We start from the raw sequence: 21,580 nt of genomic DNA on the forward strand, positions 1-21,580 counted from the left end.
ATGAAGAGACTATTTTTTCTACTTGCCGTATTGTTGTTCGTCCAAAGTGCCCAAGCGCAGCTGTTTAACAAAGAACGGCTGGCCAACCGTGAAACATTTGACCAACGTTTTTTAACATGGGGCTATTTTTTAGGGTTCAACAGCTACGATTTTAAGTTTGACTACAAAAACGAAAACCCGGACGACCGTACCGACATCCTTGTGGAAGGCGATGTGGGTTTTAACGTAGGCCTTGTTGGTGATATGCGGGTAAACAATTACGTTAATTTACGGCTGGAGCCCGGGCTGTACTACACGCAAAGAAATTTACGTTTCCCCGGTTTTGAAGAAGAAAAAGACTTTTTGCGCGAAGTGAAATCCACGTATATCCACATACCCTTGTTGGTAAAAATTTCCACTAAACGGCTCAACAATTTTAAACCGTTTATCGTAGGGGGCATTTCCACTTCTTGGAACCTATCGAGTAATGAAGGGAACCCGCAGGACAACTCGGGAGGGGAATTCAGGATGACAAAAGGCACCAGTTATTACGAAATTGGCTTTGGCATCGATTTTTACCTCTACTACTTTAAATTTACCCCTTCCATTCGAGGCGTATTCGCCACCAGCGACGAATTGGTTAGGGACGAAGACCCAAACAGCCCGTGGACAGGAAACGTAAGCCAGATGTCAACGCGGGGTATTTTTATCAACTTCACATTTCAGTAAAACGCCGAGCCTCGCTCAACAATATTGCGGTTGCCGTAGCCACGTTAAGGCTTTCGGTGGTTTGATGGCCAAACTGCGGAATGGTAATTTTTTCTGAAATCAACTCTTCAATGGGTTTTGAAATTCCGTTAGCTTCGTTCCCCATTACGATTAGGGCGTCTTGCCGAAGTTGTTTCGAATAAACACTTTTCCCATCCATAAATGCACCATAAATTGGAAGGGAAGTTGTTTTTAAATAATTTTCAATATCCACATAATGCACTGCAACCCGGGCCATTGACCCCATGGTCGCCTGCACCACTTTTGGGCTGTAACAATCGGTGGTATCGGTAGAACAAACCAATTGCGATACGCCAAACCAATCGCACAACCTGATGATGGTGCCCAAATTTCCGGGGTCGCGAACGGCATCGAGCACCACGGTAAGACCGGTGCTTTCTATTTGTTTTATTTCAGGGATTTTAAAAACGGCCAAGGACATATTGGCTGTTTTCAGAAAGCTGATTTTCTGAAGCTCTGCCTGGGTAACATAAAAGTGGTTTTCGTCGAATACTTCTTTTTCATCAATTGTGTAAAAAGAATGGAGTTGCAAGCCTCCCTCTTTCAATTCTGAAATAATCTTTGGCCCCTCGGCCACAAAAAGCCCGTGTTTTTCCCGGTACTTTTTTTGCTTTAATCCCGTTATGAACTTTATTTTATTTTTACTTATCAAATTATAGTATTTTTGAAATTAAGTAAACCTGAACACTTGACCCAAACCCTCACAAAAATAGCATTATTTTTAGGAGTACTTGCACTGTTTCTATCCTGTAACGCCGTAAAACGTGTGCCGGATGGCAGGTTTTTGCTCACCGAAAACAAAATTATTGTTGACAGTTTAGAAATAAACGATGCACGGGTGTATAGCCAGCTAAAGCAAAAGCCCAATCCCAAAATACCGGTGGTGGGCATCCCGTTGGGACTTCACATTTACAATCTGGCCGACCCACATCCAGACTCCACTTACTACAACTGGTTGCACAAAAAACCCAAACGGGAAGAACGTTTAGTGAAATTCCTTTCCCGAAAACAGGTTCAAGAAATAGGCAATAGCTATGTGGGCTTCAACAATTGGCTGAAAAAATCTGGCGATGCCCCTGTCATCATCGATAAGGAAAAAGCCGAAAAATCCAAAGAACGATTAGAACGTTATTACGCCAGCTATGGATATTTCAACACCAAGGCAGATTACACTATAGACTCTATTGAAAACAAGAAAAAAAGAGCGGCCATGACGTACCGGGTAAAAAGGCACCAACCCTATATTGTGGACTCCATTGCCAAGCAAATCGCCTCTCCGGTGGTCGATTCCCTTTTTCAAGAATCCAAAGAAAATACCTTCATAAAATCTGGAAAACAATACAACGCCAACGATTTTGTGGACGAACGCGACCGGTTGACCATTCAGTTCAGGAATTCGGGGTTGTTTCATTTTGACCAAGATTATGTAGGTTTTGAAGCCGATACCGTAAACACCGGCCACAAAGCCAACATAACCTACCAAATACCCAACCGAGAGGTGACCAAAGGCGACAGCACGTATACCGAACCGTTTAAAATACATACCGTAGAAGAAATACGGGTAGTGACCGATTTCAGCTATGAAAACCGAAACGAGACACCAACAGATTCGGTGGAATACGAAGGCTACAAGATTTACAGTTTCGATAAGCTGAAATACAACCCCAAAGCCATTACCGATGCCATTTCCATTACCCCGAATTCCATTTTTAAGGATATAGACCGTACCTTGACTTACAATCAATTGAACGATTTAAAGGTCTTTAAATACCCCAACATTAGTTATCGAGACGATCCAAGGGATACTACCGATACTAAATTGATCACCACCATCCTGCTCACGCCAAGGAAAAAGTACAACCTTGGGGTGGATTTTGACGCCTACACCTCTACCATTCAACAGTTTGGAATAGGGTTCAGTTCTACTTTCCAGATTAGGAATGTTTTTAGAGGTGCTGAAATTTTAGAGATTTCAGGCCGTGGGAGCGTGGGGTCTTCTGCCGATAAGGAAGGCAGTTTTTTCAATACCTCCGATGTGGGCGGCGATGTAAAGCTCACCTTCCCAAGAATTTTGTTCCCTACCAACACCGATGGTTTTATAAAAAAATACATGTCGCCCTCTACCGAAATAAGCGTAGGGTTCAGCGCACAAAACAATATAGGCTTAGACCGGCAAAACCTCAACGCTATCTATAATTACCGTTGGAAACCCAAAAAAATACGCACCAACCAGTTTAACTTGGCAAACATACAATACGTGCGCAACCTAAGGACAGACAATTATTTCAACGTTTACAAAAGCACCTATAACCGGTTAAACGATATTGCCAGGGAAATTGGTTACGATTTTATGAACCCTGATACTGAAGACCCTAAACTGGGCATCCCAAATGAAGCCAACCAGTTTATCGACGACATATTGGAGGAAAACCTCCCCAATACCGTTTCTCCAGATATTTATGAAGAGGTTTTAGGCATTGCAGAACGTAAATTCCGTCTTACCGAAGACAACTTGATTTTTGCCTCCAATTTCACTTGGACCCGTGACACCCGGGAAAACATATACGACAATACCTTTTCCCGCCTACGGTGGAAACTGGAAAGTGCGGGCAATTTTCTCTCTTTGGCATCCAAGGCGACCGGCCAGGAAAAAAATGCCAATGGCAATTACGAAACCTTGGGCGTGGTCTATTCGCAATACGTAAAAGGGGAAACCGAGTACATAAAACATTGGGACCTGGGCGACGAAAACATTTTTGCGATCCGTGCTTTTGGCGGTATTGCCATTCCCTACGGAAACAGCAACTCCATCCCGTTTACGCGCAGTTATTTTGCCGGGGGGACCAACGACAATAGGGGTTGGCGGGCCTACGATTTGGGACCTGGCAGCAGCGGAGGCATTTTAGACTTTAACGAAGCCAATTTTAAACTGGCTTTTAATGCAGAATACCGGTTTCCTATTTTGGGTGCTTTTAAAGGAGCTTTCTTTGTCGATGCAGGAAATATATGGAATGTGCGCGACAATGAAACCAGGGAGGCGTTCAAATTCAATGGTATCGAAGACCTAAAAGAATTAGGCGTTGCCTCTGGGTTTGGGCTTCGGTACGACTTTGGCTTTTTCGTGTTCCGGTTCGACATAGGTTTTAAAACCCACGATCCCGCAAGACCGGTAGGCGAACGATGGTTCAAGGACTATAATTTCAGGAACGCTGTTTACAATATAGGGATCAACTATCCCTTTTAACCCGTTAAAAATTGTTATTTTTGCACGTAAAACTACCGAAAACCATGAAGCATTCCATCCAGCCCGGCGTAGCAACCGGAAGAGAAGTCCAAAAAATCCATGAATACGCAAAGGAAAAAGGCTTTGCCCTGCCGGCCGTGAACGTGGTTGGTTCCAACAGCATCAATACTGTTATGGAAACGGCAGCCGAATTGAATTCGCCCGTAATCATACAGTTTTCAAACGGTGGCGCCTACTTTAATGCGGGAAAAGGCTTGAGCAACGATAACCAAAAAGCTGCTGTTTTAGGCGGTGTTGCTGGTGCTAAGCATATTCACGATTTAGCAAAAGCCTATGGCGCAACGGTTATTCTGCACACCGATCACGCTGCGAAAAAATTATTGCCTTGGATTGACGGCCTGTTAGATGCCGGTGAACAGTTTTATAAAGAAAAAGGGAAACCGCTTTTCAGTTCGCACATGATTGATCTTTCAGAAGAATCCATTGAGGAGAACATTGAAATCTCAAAAAAATACTTGGAGCGCATGAGCAAAATGGGCATGACGCTTGAAATTGAATTGGGCATTACCGGTGGCGAAGAAGACGGCGTGGACAACACCGATGTGGATTCTTCAAAACTCTATACCCAACCTGAAGAAGTAGCCTACGCTTATGAAGAGCTGTTGAAAGTGAGCGATCAATTCACCATTGCCGCGGCCTTCGGAAATGTGCACGGGGTTTATAAACCTGGAAATGTGAAACTAACGCCAGTTATCCTTAAAAACTCTCAAGAGTACGTTCAGAAAAAGTTCAACACAGGTCACAACCCTATCGATTTTGTTTTTCACGGCGGAAGCGGTTCCACTGTTGAAGAAATACGGGAAGCAATTGGTTATGGAGTAGTAAAAATGAACATAGACACCGACCTGCAATACGCTTTTAATGAAGGGGTTCGCGATTATATGATGAACCATATCGATTATTTAAAAACACAAATAGGCAATCCCGAAGGCGAGGAAAAGCCCAACAAAAAATATTACGACCCCCGAAAGTGGTTGCGCGAAGGCGAACTCACTTTCAAAAAACGTTTGAAAAAGGCTTTTGAAGACCTTAACAACGTAAACACATTATAACATAAAACCCCTACACTATGTCTTGGTTTAAACGAACAAAAAAAGGTATCCAAACCCCTACCGAAGAAAAAAAAGACGTCCCAAAAGGATTGTGGTACAAGTCGCCCACGGGAAAGATCGTGGATTCTGAAGAGCTTGAAAAAAACTTTTACGTAAGCCCCGAAGACGGATACCACGTAAGAATAGGAAGCAATGAATATTTTGAACTGCTTTTTGACAACAACAAATATAAAGAGCTGGACAAAAACCTCACTTCGAAAGATCCCTTGAAGTTTGAAGACAAGAAAAAATACCCGGATCGTTTAAAAGATGCGCAAAGCAAAACCGGACTTAAAGATGCGGTACGTACCGCTGTGGGAAAATCGATGGGCGAAAATTTAGTGGTCGCCTGTATGGATTTCAGCTTTATTGGTGGTTCTATGGGGAGCGTAGTGGGCGAGAAAATTGCCCGTGCGGCAGACTATTCGCTTGAAAAGAAAATCCCGCTCATGATCATCTCTAAAAGTGGTGGCGCCCGTATGATGGAAGCCGTGCTGTCGTTAATGCAACTGGCAAAAACCAGTGCAAAACTGGCACAATTGGCCGATGCGGGTATTCCGTACATTTCCTTGTGCACCGACCCAACAACCGGTGGAACAACCGCCTCTTTTGCTATGTTGGGCGACATTAACATAAGTGAACCCGGTGCCTTGATTGGCTTTGCAGGACCCCGCGTAGTGCGCGACACAACAGGACAAGAACTGCCCGATGGCTTTCAAACCGCTGAGTTTTTAAAAGAACACGGCTTTTTGGACTTTATAACGCACCGTAGAGACTTAAAAGAAAAGGTAAACCAGTACCTCGATTTGGTGCTCAACCGCCCAATGCGGGAAAAAACAGCATAATAAAAAAGCAGCCGGAATGGCTGCTTTTTTTATGTCTATCAGTAACTTAATTTTGGCCATCGCCATTGTCTTCATCTTTCTTATGATCGTCAATTATGGCTTCATCCCTGTACCTACAACAATCGTGAAGACTGTTGTACGCCTTGTCGGTGGCTCTTAGATCTTCGACATCGTGCCCAACGGCCAATATATTTTCTTTTATCGAACTTAAATCTGTTTTCTTTTCGTTATAGATCAATTGAAGTTCGTGGGTTTTTACATCCCAAATTGCACTTTTAACACCTTTGGTTTTAATGCTTGCTTTTTCTATTCGTTCCTTACACATGCCGCATACGCCATCTACCTCCATTGAAGCCCTGGCATTTTTGTTTTGTGCGAATGTTATGGTGGTAACCAAGAGAACTAATACAGTCAATACGTTTTTCATTGTTTATAAAATTTAAAAATTATTATTTAATTCGGTACCGTAGCCCGGCATAATACAGGCTTCCAAAAATGGGGCCGTACACAAATGTACTATCAAAGTTTGAACCAAAAGGGTTATCTGCGCCCAAAATTGGATTGCTTTGCCTAACATTGGTAATATTTTCGCCACCTATATACAGTTCAAATTTTGGTGAAAACACTCTGGTTACCTGTGCATTCAAGGTATTGACCTCTGGAGAAAAATCAGGCAATTGAAATGCTACAGGGTTGGCTTGTGTTGAAGGAAAACGCTGCTTGCCCAACCAATTATAGGTGGCATCAAACTTCCATCTGCTATTGTTTTTAATGGGGGTTTGGTAGGATGCATTGGCAAAAAAGCGATGCTGCGCGGTTAACGGTTTTATTTTTCTTCCAGTTTGATATTTGGTCTTTATGTCGTAATACTTATAAGCTAAACGGGCATCAAACCCTTCAAAAAGATTGTAGTTGAATTCGGTTTGAAAACTATTAGCAGAACTTTCATCTTTTAAATTGTAAAAATTTATTTCTTGAGGGTTTTCCCAATCTACCACTACTTGGTTTTGAAAGTCGGTTCGGTAAAAATCGACGGTAACATCGGCTTTATTTCCGAACAAATTAAACCCTTGAAGATACGATACCCCGTAGTTCCAAGCAATTTCTGGTTCCAGACCGTAAATGGCCCCTTCGGCTGAAGTTGTTATGTCAATAGCCCTGGAAGTTGAAAACAGGCTTTGGTTTTCTGCAAAAATATTGGCCGAACGTTTCCCCCTTCCTACAGAAACCCTAAAAGCAGATTTATCCCAAGGCGTGTATTTTACGTGAAGCCTTGGGGTTACAAACAACCCCAATCTATTGTGATTATCTGCGCGTACCCCTGCGCTCAGGTTTATGTTTTCCAAATCGTCAAAATTATACTCAAAAAAAGCACCTACCGAATTGTCTATGCGATTATAAGCAGTGGTTTCCACCAACTCGTCATACTTATCGTAAGTGAAATCAATCCCGGCTTTGATTTTGTGCCTCGAATCGCCAATAATCGAGTTATACGTGAAATTTGAATACACGCTGGTATGCTCAATATCATAAGTTCGCAACCCAAAATAGGAATCCTGCTGGTGGTTACTAAAAGCAAATTGCAGCCCTGCACTACGCCAAGGCAATTCAGGATTTACATACCCGAGTTTACCCGATAAATCGTAGCGCTCTGTATTGATTTCACTTCCCCAAGCATTTGTGGTCAATTTATCGGTGTCTGGATCAAAGTCCAATTCACCAGTTTGTTTGTCATCGTTAAGGTATCTTATGTTGAAAAAGCCCACAAAACCTTTTTCGGTATTGGTGTACTGCCAACGGTTCATGACGTTTATTTGATGGTACAATGGCATATCCAAAAAATTGTCGTGGTTAACATCATGTTCTTCTTGGTGCATATTTCCGTGCAAATAAACCCCGGTGCTCCATTTATCGGTCACTTTGGTATTATAATGCGTATTCAGCTCCAAACGCTGGTTGCTGGCACCGTAAAGGTTTACAAATAAATGATCGTCTTTGGTGGGTTTTTGCAATTCTGCATTAATTTGTCCTGCTATGCTTTCGTACCCATTGACCACGCTTCCAGTCCCTTTGGTTATCTGGATGCTTTCCACCCAAGTTCCCGGTGTAAAGGTTAACCCATAAGCTTGTGCCGCCCCACGGACCGTAGGAATATTTTCCATGGCAATGAGAATATACGGACTGGTAAGGCCCAACATTTTTATTTGTCGGGTACCCGAAATTGCATCGGCAAAATTAACATCAATGGATGGGTTGGTTTCAAAACTTTCCGACAAATTACAACAAGCAGCCTTTAACAGCTCATCACTGCTTACGTTAATCACATTTTGAGCTTCTATATACGACCTTGAGCTTGCTTTTCTTCTTGAAATAAGCTTCACTTCGTCTAAGCTGCCTTTAGCGCTTAATGTTGCTTTTATTTTTTCTGAAGGGTCGGTAACCGTTAGTGTATCTGCCTCATACCCTACATAACTAACAATTAATTTTTTATATGATTTGCGGTACGGGATGGTGAATTTCCCATCAAAATCGGTTACCACGCCCACATCGGTATTAAGCCAATATACATTGGCCCCCGGAAGTGATGCGTTGGTTCCTTTTTCAAAGACTTCACCTTCAACGTTATTTTGGGAAAAAGCAGCTAGTGAAAGTAAAAATGTTAAAATAGTAATTCCTGTTTTTTTCATTATTTTGATCAATAAATTTTATGACTGAATTTAAGTGAATGGGCATTTTAGTTCAAATTAGACGCGAAAACACCCATTTAATTGGTCGTGATAAAATTTAGAAATCAAATTAAAAAAACTTGGTTAGCCACGTGAACATCGGCCACCAAGGTAGGAGGAGTATAACTTTTGTGAGGAACTACCTGTGCCGATAGCTCTTTAAACGAAGAAGAAGAGAAAGAAGCTTCTGCTAAGGCAGGCTCCGATAGTGGATGGTTGTATTTATGCACGCTAAGTTTATGCACCACAAATTTTCGACCTTCAACTACATCGACGACATCACTGCAACAATCGGGTTGCGCCATCAAGGGAATATTCAATGGGTTTGAACAGGGCGCATCGCTACATTTTTCCAATGGCGAAAAAACAGTTGAATCGATAAGCGCGTCACCACAAAAATGTTGTTGTACCGCAAACGAGCTTGTGGACAACAAAATCAATGTTGCCAAAAGAAAAGAAAAAAACGTATGTAGCTGCCTTTTTTTCACGATACAAATTTAATGAAATAAAACAATTGAAAAAGCAGTTGAAAGACTGTTCTTTTTCTGAAACAAAAAAAACAAGGCCATAGCGGCGCATAAATTATTTTTTTAGCTTATATTTGCCGCTTGGTAGAAAACCTATCAATACATAAAAATCATTTTAACAATATTGGCATGTATTTAACTGCAGAAGACAAACAAAAATTATTCAAAAAACACGGTAAGTCTGAAAAAGACACCGGTTCTACCGAAGGGCAGATCGCGTTGTTCACGCACCGTATCGAGCACCTTTCGCAACACCTTAAAAACAACCAAAAAGACTTTAACACCGAGCGCTCTTTGGTTAGGTTGGTAGGTAAACGTAGATCGCTTCTTGATTATCTTATGAAAAAAGATATTGAAAGATACCGTGCAATCGTTAAAGAATTGAAATTACGTAAGTAATTGACTAAAAGGGGCTTTTTTAGCCCCTTTTTTGGTTTTTTCAATAAAACCGAGCTTGTTTTTTTACATACCGTATAAAAACATAGAAAAAGCTACCCTTAGGTTTTTCATTGGTCACCACAACAACACAACTTTTGCCCGACAACCGGGCAACGACCAATTATAAACGTACGCCTATGCTAAAAGCTACGGAGTACCAAAGAAAAACTATATGATACCTAAAGTATTTAAAGAGGTCATCGACCTCGGTGATGGTAGGGAAATCTCCATCGAAACCGGAAAATTGGCGAAACAGGCCCACGGTTCTGTTGTCGTGCAATCTGGAAACTGTATGTTACTTTGTACCGTCGTTTCCAATTATGAACAAAAAGACCTGCCGTTCTTACCTTTAACAGTAGATTACCGCGAAAAATTCGCTGCGTCAGGACGATATCCAGGCGGTTTCTTTAAAAGAGAAGCGAGACCCAGCGATGGGGAGATCTTGACCATGCGCTTGGTGGACCGCGTATTGCGCCCCTTGTTCCCAAAAGACTACCATGCCGAAACGCAAGTCATGATCCAACTAATGTCGCACGACGACGAAGTTATGCCAGATGCCATGGCAGGATTGGCCGCATCGGCAGCCATTCAGTTATCCGACTTTCCTTTTGAATGCGCCATTTCCGAAGCCCGCGTAGGCCGCGTAAATGGTGAATTCATCATCAATCCCAGCCGCACACAACTGCAAGAGTCTGACATCGATATGATGATCGGTGCTTCGGCAGAATCTGTGATGATGGTAGAGGGCGAAATGAAGGAAATCAGTGAAGAAGAAATGGTAGAAGCCATTAAATTCGCCCACGAACACATTAAAAACCAGATCGACGCACAAATGCGATTGGCCGATGCCTTTGGCAGAAAAGAAGTACGTGAGTACGAAACGGAGCACGAAGACGCCGATTTGGAAAAGAAAGTATACGATATGGCCTACGACAAAGTCTATGCCGTAGCAAAAGCGGGTTCGTCAAAACACGAGCGCAGCACTGCTTTTTCTGAAATAAAAGAAGAGATAAAAGCCACTTTTTCAGAAGAAGAGCTGGAAGAAATCGGCGATTTGATTTCAGACTATTACCGTAAAACCGAAAAAGCTGCCATCCGCGACCTTACCTTGAACGAAGGAATGCGATTGGACGGCAGGAAAACAGATGAAATCCGTCCAATATGGTGCGAAGTGGACTATTTACCTTCCACCCACGGTTCTGCCGTATTTACCCGTGGCGAAACACAAGCCTTGGCAACCGTAACCTTAGGAACTTCAAGAGAAGCGAATGTAATTGACATGCCCTCGTACGAAGGCGAGGAAACATTCTACCTGCATTATAACTTCCCGCCGTTCTGTACTGGGGAAGCACGCCCAATTCGTGGAACATCCCGTAGGGAAATAGGCCACGGTAACTTGGCTCAGCGCGCCTTGAAAGGTATGATCCCAGAAGATTGCCCTTATACCGTGCGCGTAGTTTCAGAAGTATTGGAATCTAACGGTTCTTCCTCTATGGCCACCGTATGTAGCGGTACCATGGCGTTGATGGATGCCGGGGTCCAGTTAAAAAAACCCGTTTCAGGTATTGCCATGGGCTTGATCTCTGATGCCGAAACCGGAAAATATGCTGTACTTTCCGATATTCTCGGCGACGAAGACCACTTGGGCGATATGGACTTTAAAGTTACCGGAACGGCCGATGGAATCACCGCGTGCCAAATGGACATTAAAGTGAAAGGCCTTTCATATGAAATTCTCGTAAAAGCTTTGAAACAAGCTGCCGACGGTAGATTGCATATCCTTGGCAAGTTGACCGATGCCATCGCAGAGCCTAACGAAGACGTGAAACCGCACGCCCCAAAAATGGTGACCGTAACCATAGACAATGAGTACATTGGTGCTTTGATTGGCCCTGGCGGAAAAGTGATCCAAGAGCTTCAAAAAGAAACCGACACCACTATTGTAATCAACGAAGACCCAGAAACCGAAGAAGGAATCGTGGAGATTTTAGGCACCAACCAAGCAGGCATCGATGCCGTGTTGGCCAAAATAGATTCCCTGACCTTTAAACCGGAAGTAGGGAGCGTTTACGAAGTGAAAGTGATCAAAATCCTTGATTTTGGTGCTGTCGTGGAATATGTTGAAGCGCCCGGCAACGAAACGCTGTTGCACATTTCGGAACTGGCTTGGGACCGCACCGACAATGTTACCGATGTGGTGAACATGGGCGACGTAATAGACGTGAAGTACTTTGGCTTTGACTCCCGTACCAAAAAGGAAAAGGTATCGAGAAAAGCCTTGCTGCCAAAGCCTGAAGGCTATCAAGATAGAAAAAGCAGTGGTGGAAACCGCGACAATAGAAATAGAGGTCGTGATAACCGAAACCGCGATAACAAAAGAAGAGACTAAAGATCTCTTTTTATAACACCTAAAAAAACGCCTTCCGTATTGGAGGCGTTTTTTTCATTTAGAGAGCTGTTACAATAATTGTTTAAAACCGCTTGCCAATGGAAATTCCAAGCCTTGGATACACTTCACTGAGTACCTCTGTATTGGAAAAGTTACGGCCCAGTCCGCCAACCAGCTCAGCAATCCACCCTTTTTTGGTAATAAACTTACCTCCAACTGCCATCCCGAGGCCTAATCCAAATTTAGATTCAATACTCGCATTGTTATATCCGTAATCAGGGTGAAAATCCCCATAGTGAATATATTCTTCAGAAAAAAGACCGGCATTTCCTTCAACAAAGAAACCCGCATTGTTCTTTTTGCCGAAATAAAACCTAAAATAAGGTACAGCAATAAAATTGTAATCTATATTCTCTTCAATGGAAAATGCAACTGAAACACCAATTGCAGTTTCATCAGTCAGGTATCTTTCGTAAGTCACTTCGGGCAATCCTGCTATAACATAGCCAATATTGAGTTTAATCTCGTTTTTTTCAGGCGGGGTTTCATTGGTTTCTTCTTGAGCTATACCGGTAAAGACCACTGTAAAAAAAAAGGCCGTAAACAATCCTATTTTTAAATTGATAGATTTCATAAGTATGAATTTGAGTTAAGGTTTTTAAGCAAGCAAAGAAACGACAATATTTGAAATGAACAAGGTTAATTGTTTCTCATAAAAAAGCAGGCGTATCGCGATATTTTCTCACATGTTAAACCCCATCTTAAAACGTGAATCCTAAACCAGCTTGAATTCCGGTATTTGACTCTTCACTATTGATATTTGCAAAAGGTGAAATCCCTATGCTAAATAGTTTTCCAAATTTGAATTTGAATATAACCCGGGCATATCCATTGAATGTTGTTTTCCTATTTTCTGTAGAAGTTGTAGAAATCCTTGCGCCATTACCAAAATTAGGACCACCAAAACCACCGCTAGCTGGACTATAGCCATAGGTATAATCGCGAACCTTTATAAAACTTAGGCTTGGCCCTGCTTGAATATCCAAAGCAAAAAAAGAACCGAAATCCACTTCTTTTGCCACATATACTGAAACACCAGTAAAGACATCATCATCCGAACCCTTCACAAGAACTGGGGGAACAGCACCCTCGGCATCATCTGGATAATGGGCTATTATTTCTTTACTGGGAGTAAAGTTGAGCGCTGGAGATTGATAAAAACCTCGAGTAACATCGAGTCCAATACTTAAGGTGTTTTGTATACCAATTTGCCCATTTACCGAAACATTAAAGCCTTTAGTATCCTTGAAGAAAAATCCTCCAAAGGCATATACATTATACCTGTATTCTCTTTCTTTATCAACGGTATGTTTTTCTTGGCCGAATACTAAAATCGGGGCAATAGCCAATAAAATCAATAGAATCTGCTTCATAATTATTCAAGTTTTTTCAATACGTCGCAATCGATGAATAAATGTAATAAAACAAATTATAACTCTTTCACCACCCTGCCATAATAGCACAAATTCCAATATGGCAGAAAATTTCTGCCATTTCTGCACCGAAGAACATTTCATAAAAAATTAATAATTATTTAAAGAAATGCGCTAAAGCCTTATATCTATTGCGTTTATCGGAACAAAAATCGAAATCACCTCGAATATTTCAAAATTACTGAATTCTCGCATGGTCCTTGCACCACTTAGGGCAAACAAACAAGTAAAAATATGAAAGTATTAATGATCGGCGCTGGGAATATGGGATTGACCTACGCCGAAGGCATGGCAAAATCGCCATACTTAAACCGAAGAAACTTAATGATATTTGATGTTTCCAGCCAAAAAACGGAAGCATTAAGCGCCATTCCGCATTTCGATGCATACGACAGCTTAGAAGATTGCCTACCCAAGGCAGATGTGGTTTTTATAGCTGTGAAACCGTACCATAGCGAGGATCTTTTCAAAACCATGAAAGAACAAGTAAATCAAGACCAGGTTTTTGTATCCTTGATGGCAGGGATTACCATTGAAACCATCCAAGAAGGGTTAGGCGTAAAAAAAGTAGTGCGCACTATGCCCAATTTACCGGCAAAAGTAGGTAAAGGCGTCACTTCATTTACCGAAGCCAAAGAAGTAAGCCGCATCGAACTCCTTATGATTCGCAATCTCTTGGACACTACGGGCGAAGCCATCCACGTGGAAAACGAGAACTTTATTAACGCTTCCACTGGAATTTCGGGCAGTGGTCCTGCGTATGTGTTCTACTTTATGCAATCGATGTTGGAAGCCGCTTTAAAGATGGGCTTTTCGGAAAACGACTCAAAAGTATTGGTATCGCAAACTTTTGAAGGTGCGGTTGCACTTTTCAACGATTCAGATTTGTCACCAAACAGTTGGATGGACCGGGTCGCTTCAAAAGGGGGAACAACCCGCGCCGCATTGGATTCCATGGAAGACAATAACATAAAAGAATTAATAAAAGAAGCTGCTTACGCAGCATTTAACCGGGCGACAGAGCTTGGAAAATAAGCAAAACAATAAAACAAACAGCATGAGCAAAAAACGAGTGGTTATAAAAGTAGGAACCAACGTTATGACTAATAAGGACAACCGCATTGTCGGTCCCATCTTAAATGAATTGGTACGCCAAATCGCAGAGTTGTACGAGAACGATATTGAACCTATTTTGGTCTCTTCGGGCTCGGCAATCGCGGGCAAGGAAGTATTGGGCGATTGTTCGGCCGAAGACCCATCGACCCGTAGGCAAATATTCTCTGCGGTGGGGCAACCCCGGATGATGCGCCATTATTACAGCCTGTTTCACGATCACGGGATGCGCTGTGCCCAAGTGTTGGCCACCAAACGCGATTTTGCACCCGGCAGGCATCGTGAAAATATGATTACCTGTTACGAAGGTTTAATGAGCGAAGGCGTAGTGCCCATTGCCAATGAAGACGATGCCGTTTCCCTAAAGATGTCGATGTTCAGTGACAATGACGAACTGGCAAGCCTTGTGGCCGAATTGGTCCAAGCCGATGCCCTGATCTTGCTCACTGATACCGATGGGCTTTACACTGGCCATCCAGATGATGATGATTCAGAAAAACTGACCCAAGTTCGCCACAACCAAAATGTGGAGAAATATGTTCAGAAAAACGAAAAAGGCGAAGGCGAAGGCCGCGGCGGCATGAAATCTAAATTGAAAATAGCCAAGGAAACCGCCCGTAAAGACATTCCAACCTTTATAGCCAACGGGAAGCGCAAAAACGTAATAGTTGAACTACTGGAAGGAAAAGACGTAGGGACCAGATTTTATGCCTAATTTAAGAACTTTTGAAAACTTGCCACCTATATTTATGTAGAAGTGAAGCGTGAAATAAAATCACAAATTTCAAAAAAATCAAATAACAAAGCACCTGGGCTTAAAACCAGGTTTCAATAAACACATTGAAGCTTTAAAATTACAAACTTAGAAAGAACGAACTATGCAATTGATAGACACACAAACAAAAAACAACGTATTGGACAGTATGATCTCCATTCTCGATAAACGAAGAGGGGACATTCTGGAAGCCAACAAAAAGGATTTGGATGCTTTTTCAAGGGACGACCAAGCTTTATACGACCGCTTGGTGGTCAACGATGCTAAAATTGATGGGATGATAAAAGCCATTTCGGAAGTGAAAAACCAAGAAGACCCTGTAAATAAAGAGATTTCGAGTCTTACATTAGACAGTGGCCTTGAAGTGAACAACCGAACGGCTCCATTTGGGACCATTATGATTATTTATGAATCCAGGCCCGATGTAACCATTGAAGCAGCCGTACTCGCCTTTAAAGCCAACAACAAGATTTTGCTGAAAGGCGGAAAAGAAGCTTACCACAGCAACGTAATTCTTGTAGATTGCTGGCACCAGGCTCTTAGGGAAAACGACCTTAAAAAAGAGTGGATTACCATGCTGCAAATGAACCGCGAGCAAACACAGGAATTTTTACGCAATCCGGACGAGCAATTGGATTTAATCGTGCCAAGAGGTGGCGAACGTTTGATCCAGTTTGTAAAAGAACACGCCAAATGTGCGGTATTGGTGAGCGGAAGAGGAAATAACTTTCTCTATGTTCATAAAGATGCCGATTGGAAAAAAACGCTTGAAGTGATCGTCAACGCAAAGACCGATAAAATTTCGGGCTGCAATGCACTTGATAAAGTATTGGTAGATAAAAACATACCAAATTACGAGGAAAAGCTTCAAGAATTGAAAAAAGTGCTGACCGCTTCAGAAGTTAAGGTTATTGTAGATGAGGAAGTGAAAAAAACCTTGGATGATTGCGAAGTGATATTAGACAAAAATGTCTGGATGGAAGAGTTTCTGGCACTAAAGATTGCCATTGGGGCCGTTGACACCCTGGACGATGCCATTGAAATGATAAACCGTTACAGTGGTGGACATTCCAGTGCTATTTTAACCGAAGATAAAGAAATTGCCAAAAAGTTTATGGAGCACATAGACAGTGCGGCAGTCTATCACAACGCTTCTACCCGCTTTACCGATGGTGGACAAATGGGCGTAGGCGCCGAGCTGGCCATCAGTACTGACAAATTGCACCACCGCGGGCCATTAGGACTCAAACAATTGGTGACCAACAAATATTATGTATTTGGCGATGGGCATGTAAGAGTGTAAAACACACATGAGACAGATTATTGAAAGCCTCTTTTTTAAGGGGCTTTTTTTATTTGCATATTCTGTTATTTACTTTTTAGAATGAAATAAAATTAAAACACACAAAGGAAATTCTTATTTCTATAAGAGCGTTTACTTTTTTTTGATGTACAAAATGAGCCTAAAATTTATAAATGTTGGCAATCAACAGACAATGGCTTTAATTATTTTTTTAACTTTTCTGTAACATTTCTTCAAAACATTACGTACAACCATACAGAAAGTCTAAAAAGCAAACCTATTTAACAGCACATGAGACAGTTAAAAATAACAAAACAGGTTACCAATAGGGAAACCGCCTCGTTGGACAAATACCTTCAGGAAATTGGAAAGGTTGACCTAATCACTGCGGAACAAGAAGTGGAACTGGCCCAGCGCATAAAAGCAGGGGATCATTTAGCTTTGGAAAAACTTACCAAAGCCAATTTGCGTTTTGTGGTTTCGGTGGCAAAACAATATCAAAACCAAGGCTTGACCCTTCCCGATTTAATCAACGAAGGCAACCTGGGGCTGATCAAAGCTGCTAAACGTTTTGATGAAACCCGCGGCTTTAAGTTCATTTCCTATGCCGTTTGGTGGATACGGCAGTCCATCCTACAAGCTTTGGCAGAGCAGTCCCGTATCGTTCGCTTACCACTTAACAAAATTGGCAGCATCAATAAAATAAACAAAACATTTGCCTTTTTAGAACAAGCCAACCAGCGTCCCCCTTCGGCCGAAGAAATCGCCAAAGAGCTGGACATGACCATTACCGATGTAAAAGAATCCCTTAAAAACAGCGGCCGCCACGTATCGATGGATGCACCCTTGATCGATGGGGAAGATTCCAACCTATACGACGTGGTACGAAGCGACGAATCGCCGCACCCAGACCGCTCTCTGTTGCACGAATCCCTTAGAACCGAAATAGAGCGCTCCCTAGAGACCTTAACGCCACGCGAGGCAGATGTCGTGCGCCTATATTTCGGACTGCAAGGCCAACACCCCATGACCTTGGAAGAAATAGGCGAAACCTTCGACCTTACCCGCGAACGCGTTCGGCAAATAAAAGAAAAGGCCATCCGGCGGTTAAAACAGACCTCCAGGAGCAAGATATTGAAAACCTATTTGGGATAATAGTGCAGCACCGCTATTACATTTTTTTTTCAAACAACAAATTATTGATTGACCTCCAGCCCATAACTGGAGGTTTTTTATGGTATATTTGAAAAACAACCTAACACCATCCAAGATGAACCATACCATCTGTTATTTAAGCAGTGCAGCAGGCAATTTGCCAGACCACGAGTTGAAACAACTTTTCAAAAAAACCCAGTCTCGCAACATCGACCAAGAAATAAGCGGGATTTTGCTCTTTTACTACGGAAATTTCCTTCAAGTCTTAGAAGGTGACAAAGACAGGCTGCACCCGCTGTTTGACATCATAAAAAAAGACAACCGCCATAAAAATATCATTACGATTTTCAACAAACAAAATGAAGGCCGTACCTTTGCAGGGTACAAATCTGGTTTTAGCATCGTGAAAACAAGTAGCGATTTAAAAAACCTGAACGTCTATTTAAACAATAACAAGGACAAAACCCCTTTATCGTCAAGTGTGTTGAGCCTTTTAGAACCTTTTTTAATTTAAATTATGAGCCAGCCCATTATTGCCCCTTCCATCCTCGCAGCAGATTTTGCCAACCTTAAAAAAGACATCGATGTAGTAAACAACAGCGAAGCCGGCTGGTTTCATTTAGATGTCATGGACGGTGTGTTCGTGCCCAACATTTCGTTTGGCATGCCCGTGATTGAAGCTATTTCGCGCCATGCCAAAAAACCATTGGATGTACATTTAATGATTGTCCAGCCCGAGCGGTACATAAAAGACTTTGCCTTATTGGGAACCAACACCTTAACAGTGCATTACGAAGCCTCCACACACTTGCACAGAACACTGCAAGCCATCAAGGCCGAAGGGATGCAAGCTGGTGTAGCACTGAACCCGCATACCAATGTTTCAGTTTTAAAAGACACCATCAAGGATATTGATTTGGTTTGCATGATGAGCGTAAACCCGGGGTTTGGCGGACAATCGTTTATTGAAAACACCTATGAAAAAGTACAAGAATTAAAACAGCTTATTTCAGAAAAGGGAGCTTCCACCAAGATTGAAATTGATGGCGGGGTGACCAACAAAAACGCAAAACAACTGGTCAATGCCGGTGCCGATGTGCTCGTGGCTGGAAGCTATGTGTTTGGGTCTGAAAACCCAATAGACACCATTGAAAATTTGGCAGCACTAACCCAGCAATAAAAAATTTACAAATACATTTCTAAACAACTTCTAAATCAAGTTCTTGTAGTTTCCTTTTTGTTTTTTTTATAACTTTATAAGCAACAGAATAACAAAATCCATCCATTGATTTTTCAAAAAAAGGTAGGGTTTTTTTAGGCAAGCCTGTTGTATTAAAAAGGAAAATCATGAAAACAAAACTACTGATCAGCTTATTTTTATTTGCCTTAACCATTCAACTTCAAGCACAAACAGACCCGAACTGGACGTACATACGTTCCGATAACACCGGGATTGGTGGCCAATTGCACTTCACCATTAAAGGGGATAACTTCAATAACGTTTGGACAGGCGGCTACACCTCTTCTTCAGATGAAGGAAGCTTGGTCCGCATTGCCACAAACGATACCGTTTATACCAACTGGGGGACCTATGCAGAAAATTATTTGCCAAACGGGCTCATATTCGATATCGATTTTGACCATACGGGAGTAATCTGGGTAGGTACCGAAAAAGGCATCGCAACCTCTAGCGATGGATTGGATTGGCAACATTTCGATACCACAAACAGTCCTCTTTTGGCAGATCAAACCGAGGCCATGGCCATTGGCCTAAACAATGATCTTTGGGCCGTTACCACCAATGCCGATAATACGGTGAACGGAATAGGATTTTACAACGGCATTCAATGGGAATATTACACCAGTGATAATTCCGGCCTTCCTGCAGCAACAAAATTCAATGATATTGCCATAGACGGAAACGATGTTAAGTGGATTGCCTCAGAAAACGGGCTGATAAAATACGATGGTGTTGACTGGACAGCGTTTAATACTGCAAACAGCGGACTATCTTCAAACAATATTCGTGAAGTTGTCATTGACGATCAAGACAGGGTTTGGTCGCTCGTTGGTAATGCAGTGGATATTTTTGACGGAACAGACTGGACCCACATAACGAGCAGTGAATTACCTGTTTCAAATTTGAATGCAACTTCTATTGCAATCAGGGGGGATAAGATAATTTTAACCGAAGGAAGCAGTTCTAGGTCTTTGATTTTTGATGGAACCGATTGGATAGCGGAAACCACAAACTTCACCATATTTGATTGTTACATTGATGCCGATGGTAATTACTGGATATCGGGCTCAGGAGTGGTCAGTAAATTTGATGGCATCGAATGGACACGATATACACGAAACAATACAGGGTTACCAGATAATTTTAACGATGATATTTTCATTGATAGCCAAGGTCGTAGATGGTTTGCAAATGGCGGTGGTGGCATTCAGGTGTTCGACTGTCCAAACTGGGAAGTCTATGGTCCCAACAATGAAGGGCTATTCCCTAACCCACAACCGCACTATCAAACAACCATTGGCACTTCCATTACTGAAGATGCAGATGGCGACATTTGGTTTACCTACGATGGAACCTCAGGATATGCCATACAAGTGCCAAACGGCAATTATAGCGATTATGCTTCTTGGGTGATTTGGGATAACACTACCGCTCATCCCAATCTTCAACTTGTTCAAGAAGTAGAAGCTACAGACAATGGATTGGTTTTTTTAAGAACGTATTACGGAAATACTTTTATGTATGACAAAACTGCTGACACCTGGACGCAATGGGATTTATCAAATGGCCTAACGAGTAACCCAGATTGCATGACAGCCCGGTCTGGCGGAAAAATGTACTTGGGGCATTATCAAGGCATAGACATTTATGACAATGACACTTGGAGCAGAATGGATTTATCAACTGTAGGTATTGAACATGTGAACGATATTCAATTTGACAGCAATGATGTAATGTGGGTTGCTACTACATTGGGCCTTTGGAAATATGATGGTACCGATTGGACAAACTGGAACACTACCAATAGCAACATTGCCGCTGACAACGTTAGGGCTATCGATATAGATGCGAATAACAATATTTACATAAGTGCGCACAATACACACACATATCCGTATTATGGAGGCATTTCATATTTTGAGGGGACCGGCAATACCTTTACAACCTTTTTAGCAGCAGATTCACCATTGGCACATAAACAAGTGGAAGACATTGCAGTGGATGAGTTTGGCAACATCTGGGCATTGACCCAAAGTGAAGGCTTCAGTATTTATAACCCCAATGGGATTAGCGGTTTTAAATGTATTGACAGAACATTGGAACGTACACTTGGAGTTTCAGGTTTTGCCCTGGAAATTTCAGAAAAAGGCATAAGCTACCCAAATCCTTTTACAAGCACCACAACTATTTCCTTTAACGTCAAAGACACCAAACCGGTCTCAATAAATATTTATGACGTGTTGGGAAGGAGAGTTAAACGCTTTGACCTTAAAAAACCCGTTATCGGCACGAATAATTTTACGTTAGACCTATCTAATCAAAAAAGTGGTATTTATTTTTGTGAAATACTATCAAGCCAAAAGAGCAGTACTATAAAACTTCTAAAAAAATAGGCGAAATCAGTATTTTGCTT

At 42.0% G+C, this 21,580-nt stretch carries 19 protein-coding genes; 13 read left to right on the forward strand and 6 right to left on the reverse strand.

Going from position 1 to position 21,580, the window contains the following annotated elements; all coding sequences use genetic code 11:
• Positions 1-708, forward strand: a complete 708-nt coding sequence (porT, locus tag DDV96_RS00540) for a type IX secretion/gliding motility protein PorT/SprT (RefSeq protein WP_116692793.1) — start codon at positions 1-3, stop codon at positions 706-708.
• Here the strand turns inward: porT and DDV96_RS00545 are convergent.
• The gene (locus DDV96_RS00545; RefSeq protein WP_116692794.1) at positions 695-1,420 is read right to left on the reverse strand and encodes a TrmH family RNA methyltransferase; all 726 of its coding nucleotides are present in this window, start codon (positions 1,418-1,420) and stop codon (positions 695-697) included. The genes porT and DDV96_RS00545 overlap by 14 nt on opposite strands.
• A gap of 12 nt (positions 1,421-1,432) precedes the next feature.
• On the opposite strand from DDV96_RS00545, the gene tamL reads away from it, so the two are divergent.
• From tamL to accD, 3 genes are read left to right on the forward strand one after another with little or no spacing between them, the layout of a single operon-like run.
• Complete coding sequence (gene tamL, locus DDV96_RS00550) at positions 1,433-4,012, forward strand: translocation and assembly module lipoprotein TamL (RefSeq protein ID WP_240607646.1); 2,580 nt, start codon at positions 1,433-1,435, stop codon at positions 4,010-4,012.
• Positions 4,013-4,056: 44 nt separating this feature from the next.
• Complete coding sequence (gene fbaA / locus DDV96_RS00555) at positions 4,057-5,124, forward strand: class II fructose-bisphosphate aldolase (RefSeq protein WP_116692796.1); 1,068 nt, start codon at positions 4,057-4,059, stop codon at positions 5,122-5,124.
• 17 nt (positions 5,125-5,141) lie between these two features.
• A complete protein-coding gene (accD, locus tag DDV96_RS00560) occupies positions 5,142-6,008 on the forward strand; it encodes an acetyl-CoA carboxylase, carboxyltransferase subunit beta (protein ID WP_116692797.1) in 867 nt (288 codons plus the stop codon).
• A gap of 46 nt (positions 6,009-6,054) precedes the next feature.
• Here accD and DDV96_RS00565 read toward each other — a convergent pair whose 3' ends face one another.
• The 3 genes from DDV96_RS00565 to DDV96_RS00575 form a co-directional block, all read right to left on the reverse strand.
• Positions 6,055-6,435 (reverse strand): heavy-metal-associated domain-containing protein, encoded by a 381-nt coding sequence (locus tag DDV96_RS00565; RefSeq protein WP_116692798.1) that lies wholly within the window; start codon positions 6,433-6,435, stop codon positions 6,055-6,057.
• A gap of 22 nt (positions 6,436-6,457) precedes the next feature.
• Positions 6,458-8,695, reverse strand: coding sequence for a TonB-dependent receptor (locus tag DDV96_RS00570; RefSeq protein ID WP_116692799.1), 2,238 nt, complete (start codon positions 8,693-8,695; stop codon positions 6,458-6,460).
• A 104-nt stretch (positions 8,696-8,799) separates the two neighbouring features.
• The gene (locus tag DDV96_RS00575; protein ID WP_133240795.1) at positions 8,800-9,222 is read right to left on the reverse strand and encodes an HYC_CC_PP family protein; all 423 of its coding nucleotides are present in this window, start codon (positions 9,220-9,222) and stop codon (positions 8,800-8,802) included.
• A 168-nt stretch (positions 9,223-9,390) separates the two neighbouring features.
• On the opposite strand from DDV96_RS00575, the gene rpsO reads away from it, so the two are divergent.
• Both rpsO and DDV96_RS00585 read left to right on the forward strand, forming a co-directional pair.
• Positions 9,391-9,660 (forward strand): 30S ribosomal protein S15, encoded by a 270-nt coding sequence (rpsO, locus tag DDV96_RS00580; RefSeq protein ID WP_116692801.1) that lies wholly within the window; start codon positions 9,391-9,393, stop codon positions 9,658-9,660.
• Between the two features lie 211 nt (positions 9,661-9,871).
• The gene (locus tag DDV96_RS00585; protein WP_116692802.1) at positions 9,872-12,088 is read left to right on the forward strand and encodes a polyribonucleotide nucleotidyltransferase; all 2,217 of its coding nucleotides are present in this window, start codon (positions 9,872-9,874) and stop codon (positions 12,086-12,088) included.
• Positions 12,089-12,170: 82 nt separating this feature from the next.
• Here DDV96_RS00585 and DDV96_RS00590 read toward each other — a convergent pair whose 3' ends face one another.
• Both DDV96_RS00590 and DDV96_RS00595 read right to left on the reverse strand, forming a co-directional pair.
• Positions 12,171-12,722 carry a hypothetical protein gene (locus DDV96_RS00590; RefSeq protein ID WP_116692803.1) on the reverse strand — a complete coding sequence of 184 codons (552 nt, stop codon included), beginning with the start codon at positions 12,720-12,722 and terminating at the stop codon, positions 12,171-12,173.
• Positions 12,723-12,849: 127 nt separating this feature from the next.
• Positions 12,850-13,521 (reverse strand): hypothetical protein, encoded by a 672-nt coding sequence (locus tag DDV96_RS00595; protein WP_116692804.1) that lies wholly within the window; start codon positions 13,519-13,521, stop codon positions 12,850-12,852.
• Positions 13,522-13,815: 294 nt separating this feature from the next.
• On the opposite strand from DDV96_RS00595, the gene proC reads away from it, so the two are divergent.
• The 7 genes from proC to DDV96_RS00630 all read left to right on the forward strand — a co-directional run bounded on the left by proC (position 13,816) and on the right by DDV96_RS00630 (position 21,560).
• The gene (proC, locus tag DDV96_RS00600) at positions 13,816-14,616 is read left to right on the forward strand and encodes a pyrroline-5-carboxylate reductase (RefSeq protein WP_116692805.1); all 801 of its coding nucleotides are present in this window, start codon (positions 13,816-13,818) and stop codon (positions 14,614-14,616) included.
• A gap of 22 nt (positions 14,617-14,638) precedes the next feature.
• Complete coding sequence (proB, locus tag DDV96_RS00605) at positions 14,639-15,409, forward strand: glutamate 5-kinase (RefSeq protein WP_116693174.1); 771 nt, start codon at positions 14,639-14,641, stop codon at positions 15,407-15,409.
• A 163-nt stretch (positions 15,410-15,572) separates the two neighbouring features.
• Complete coding sequence (locus DDV96_RS00610) at positions 15,573-16,772, forward strand: glutamate-5-semialdehyde dehydrogenase (RefSeq protein WP_116692806.1); 1,200 nt, start codon at positions 15,573-15,575, stop codon at positions 16,770-16,772.
• A gap of 291 nt (positions 16,773-17,063) precedes the next feature.
• The gene (locus DDV96_RS00615; protein WP_116692807.1) at positions 17,064-17,927 is read left to right on the forward strand and encodes a sigma-70 family RNA polymerase sigma factor; all 864 of its coding nucleotides are present in this window, start codon (positions 17,064-17,066) and stop codon (positions 17,925-17,927) included.
• Positions 17,928-18,042: 115 nt separating this feature from the next.
• Entirely contained in the window at positions 18,043-18,441 is a 399-nt protein-coding gene (locus DDV96_RS00620; RefSeq protein ID WP_165805937.1) for a BLUF domain-containing protein, read from the forward strand.
• A 3-nt stretch (positions 18,442-18,444) separates the two neighbouring features.
• Positions 18,445-19,107 (forward strand): ribulose-phosphate 3-epimerase, encoded by a 663-nt coding sequence (gene rpe, locus DDV96_RS00625; RefSeq protein ID WP_116692809.1) that lies wholly within the window; start codon positions 18,445-18,447, stop codon positions 19,105-19,107.
• 167 nt (positions 19,108-19,274) lie between these two features.
• Positions 19,275-21,560 carry a Periplasmic ligand-binding sensor domain-containing protein gene (locus DDV96_RS00630; protein ID WP_116692810.1) on the forward strand — a complete coding sequence of 762 codons (2,286 nt, stop codon included), beginning with the start codon at positions 19,275-19,277 and terminating at the stop codon, positions 21,558-21,560.
• The last annotated feature ends 20 nt before the right edge of the window (positions 21,561-21,580 follow it).

Origin of the sequence: Marixanthomonas spongiae, from assembly GCF_003095375.1 — a bacterium.
GTDB lineage: Bacteria > Bacteroidota > Bacteroidia > Flavobacteriales > Flavobacteriaceae > Marixanthomonas > Marixanthomonas spongiae.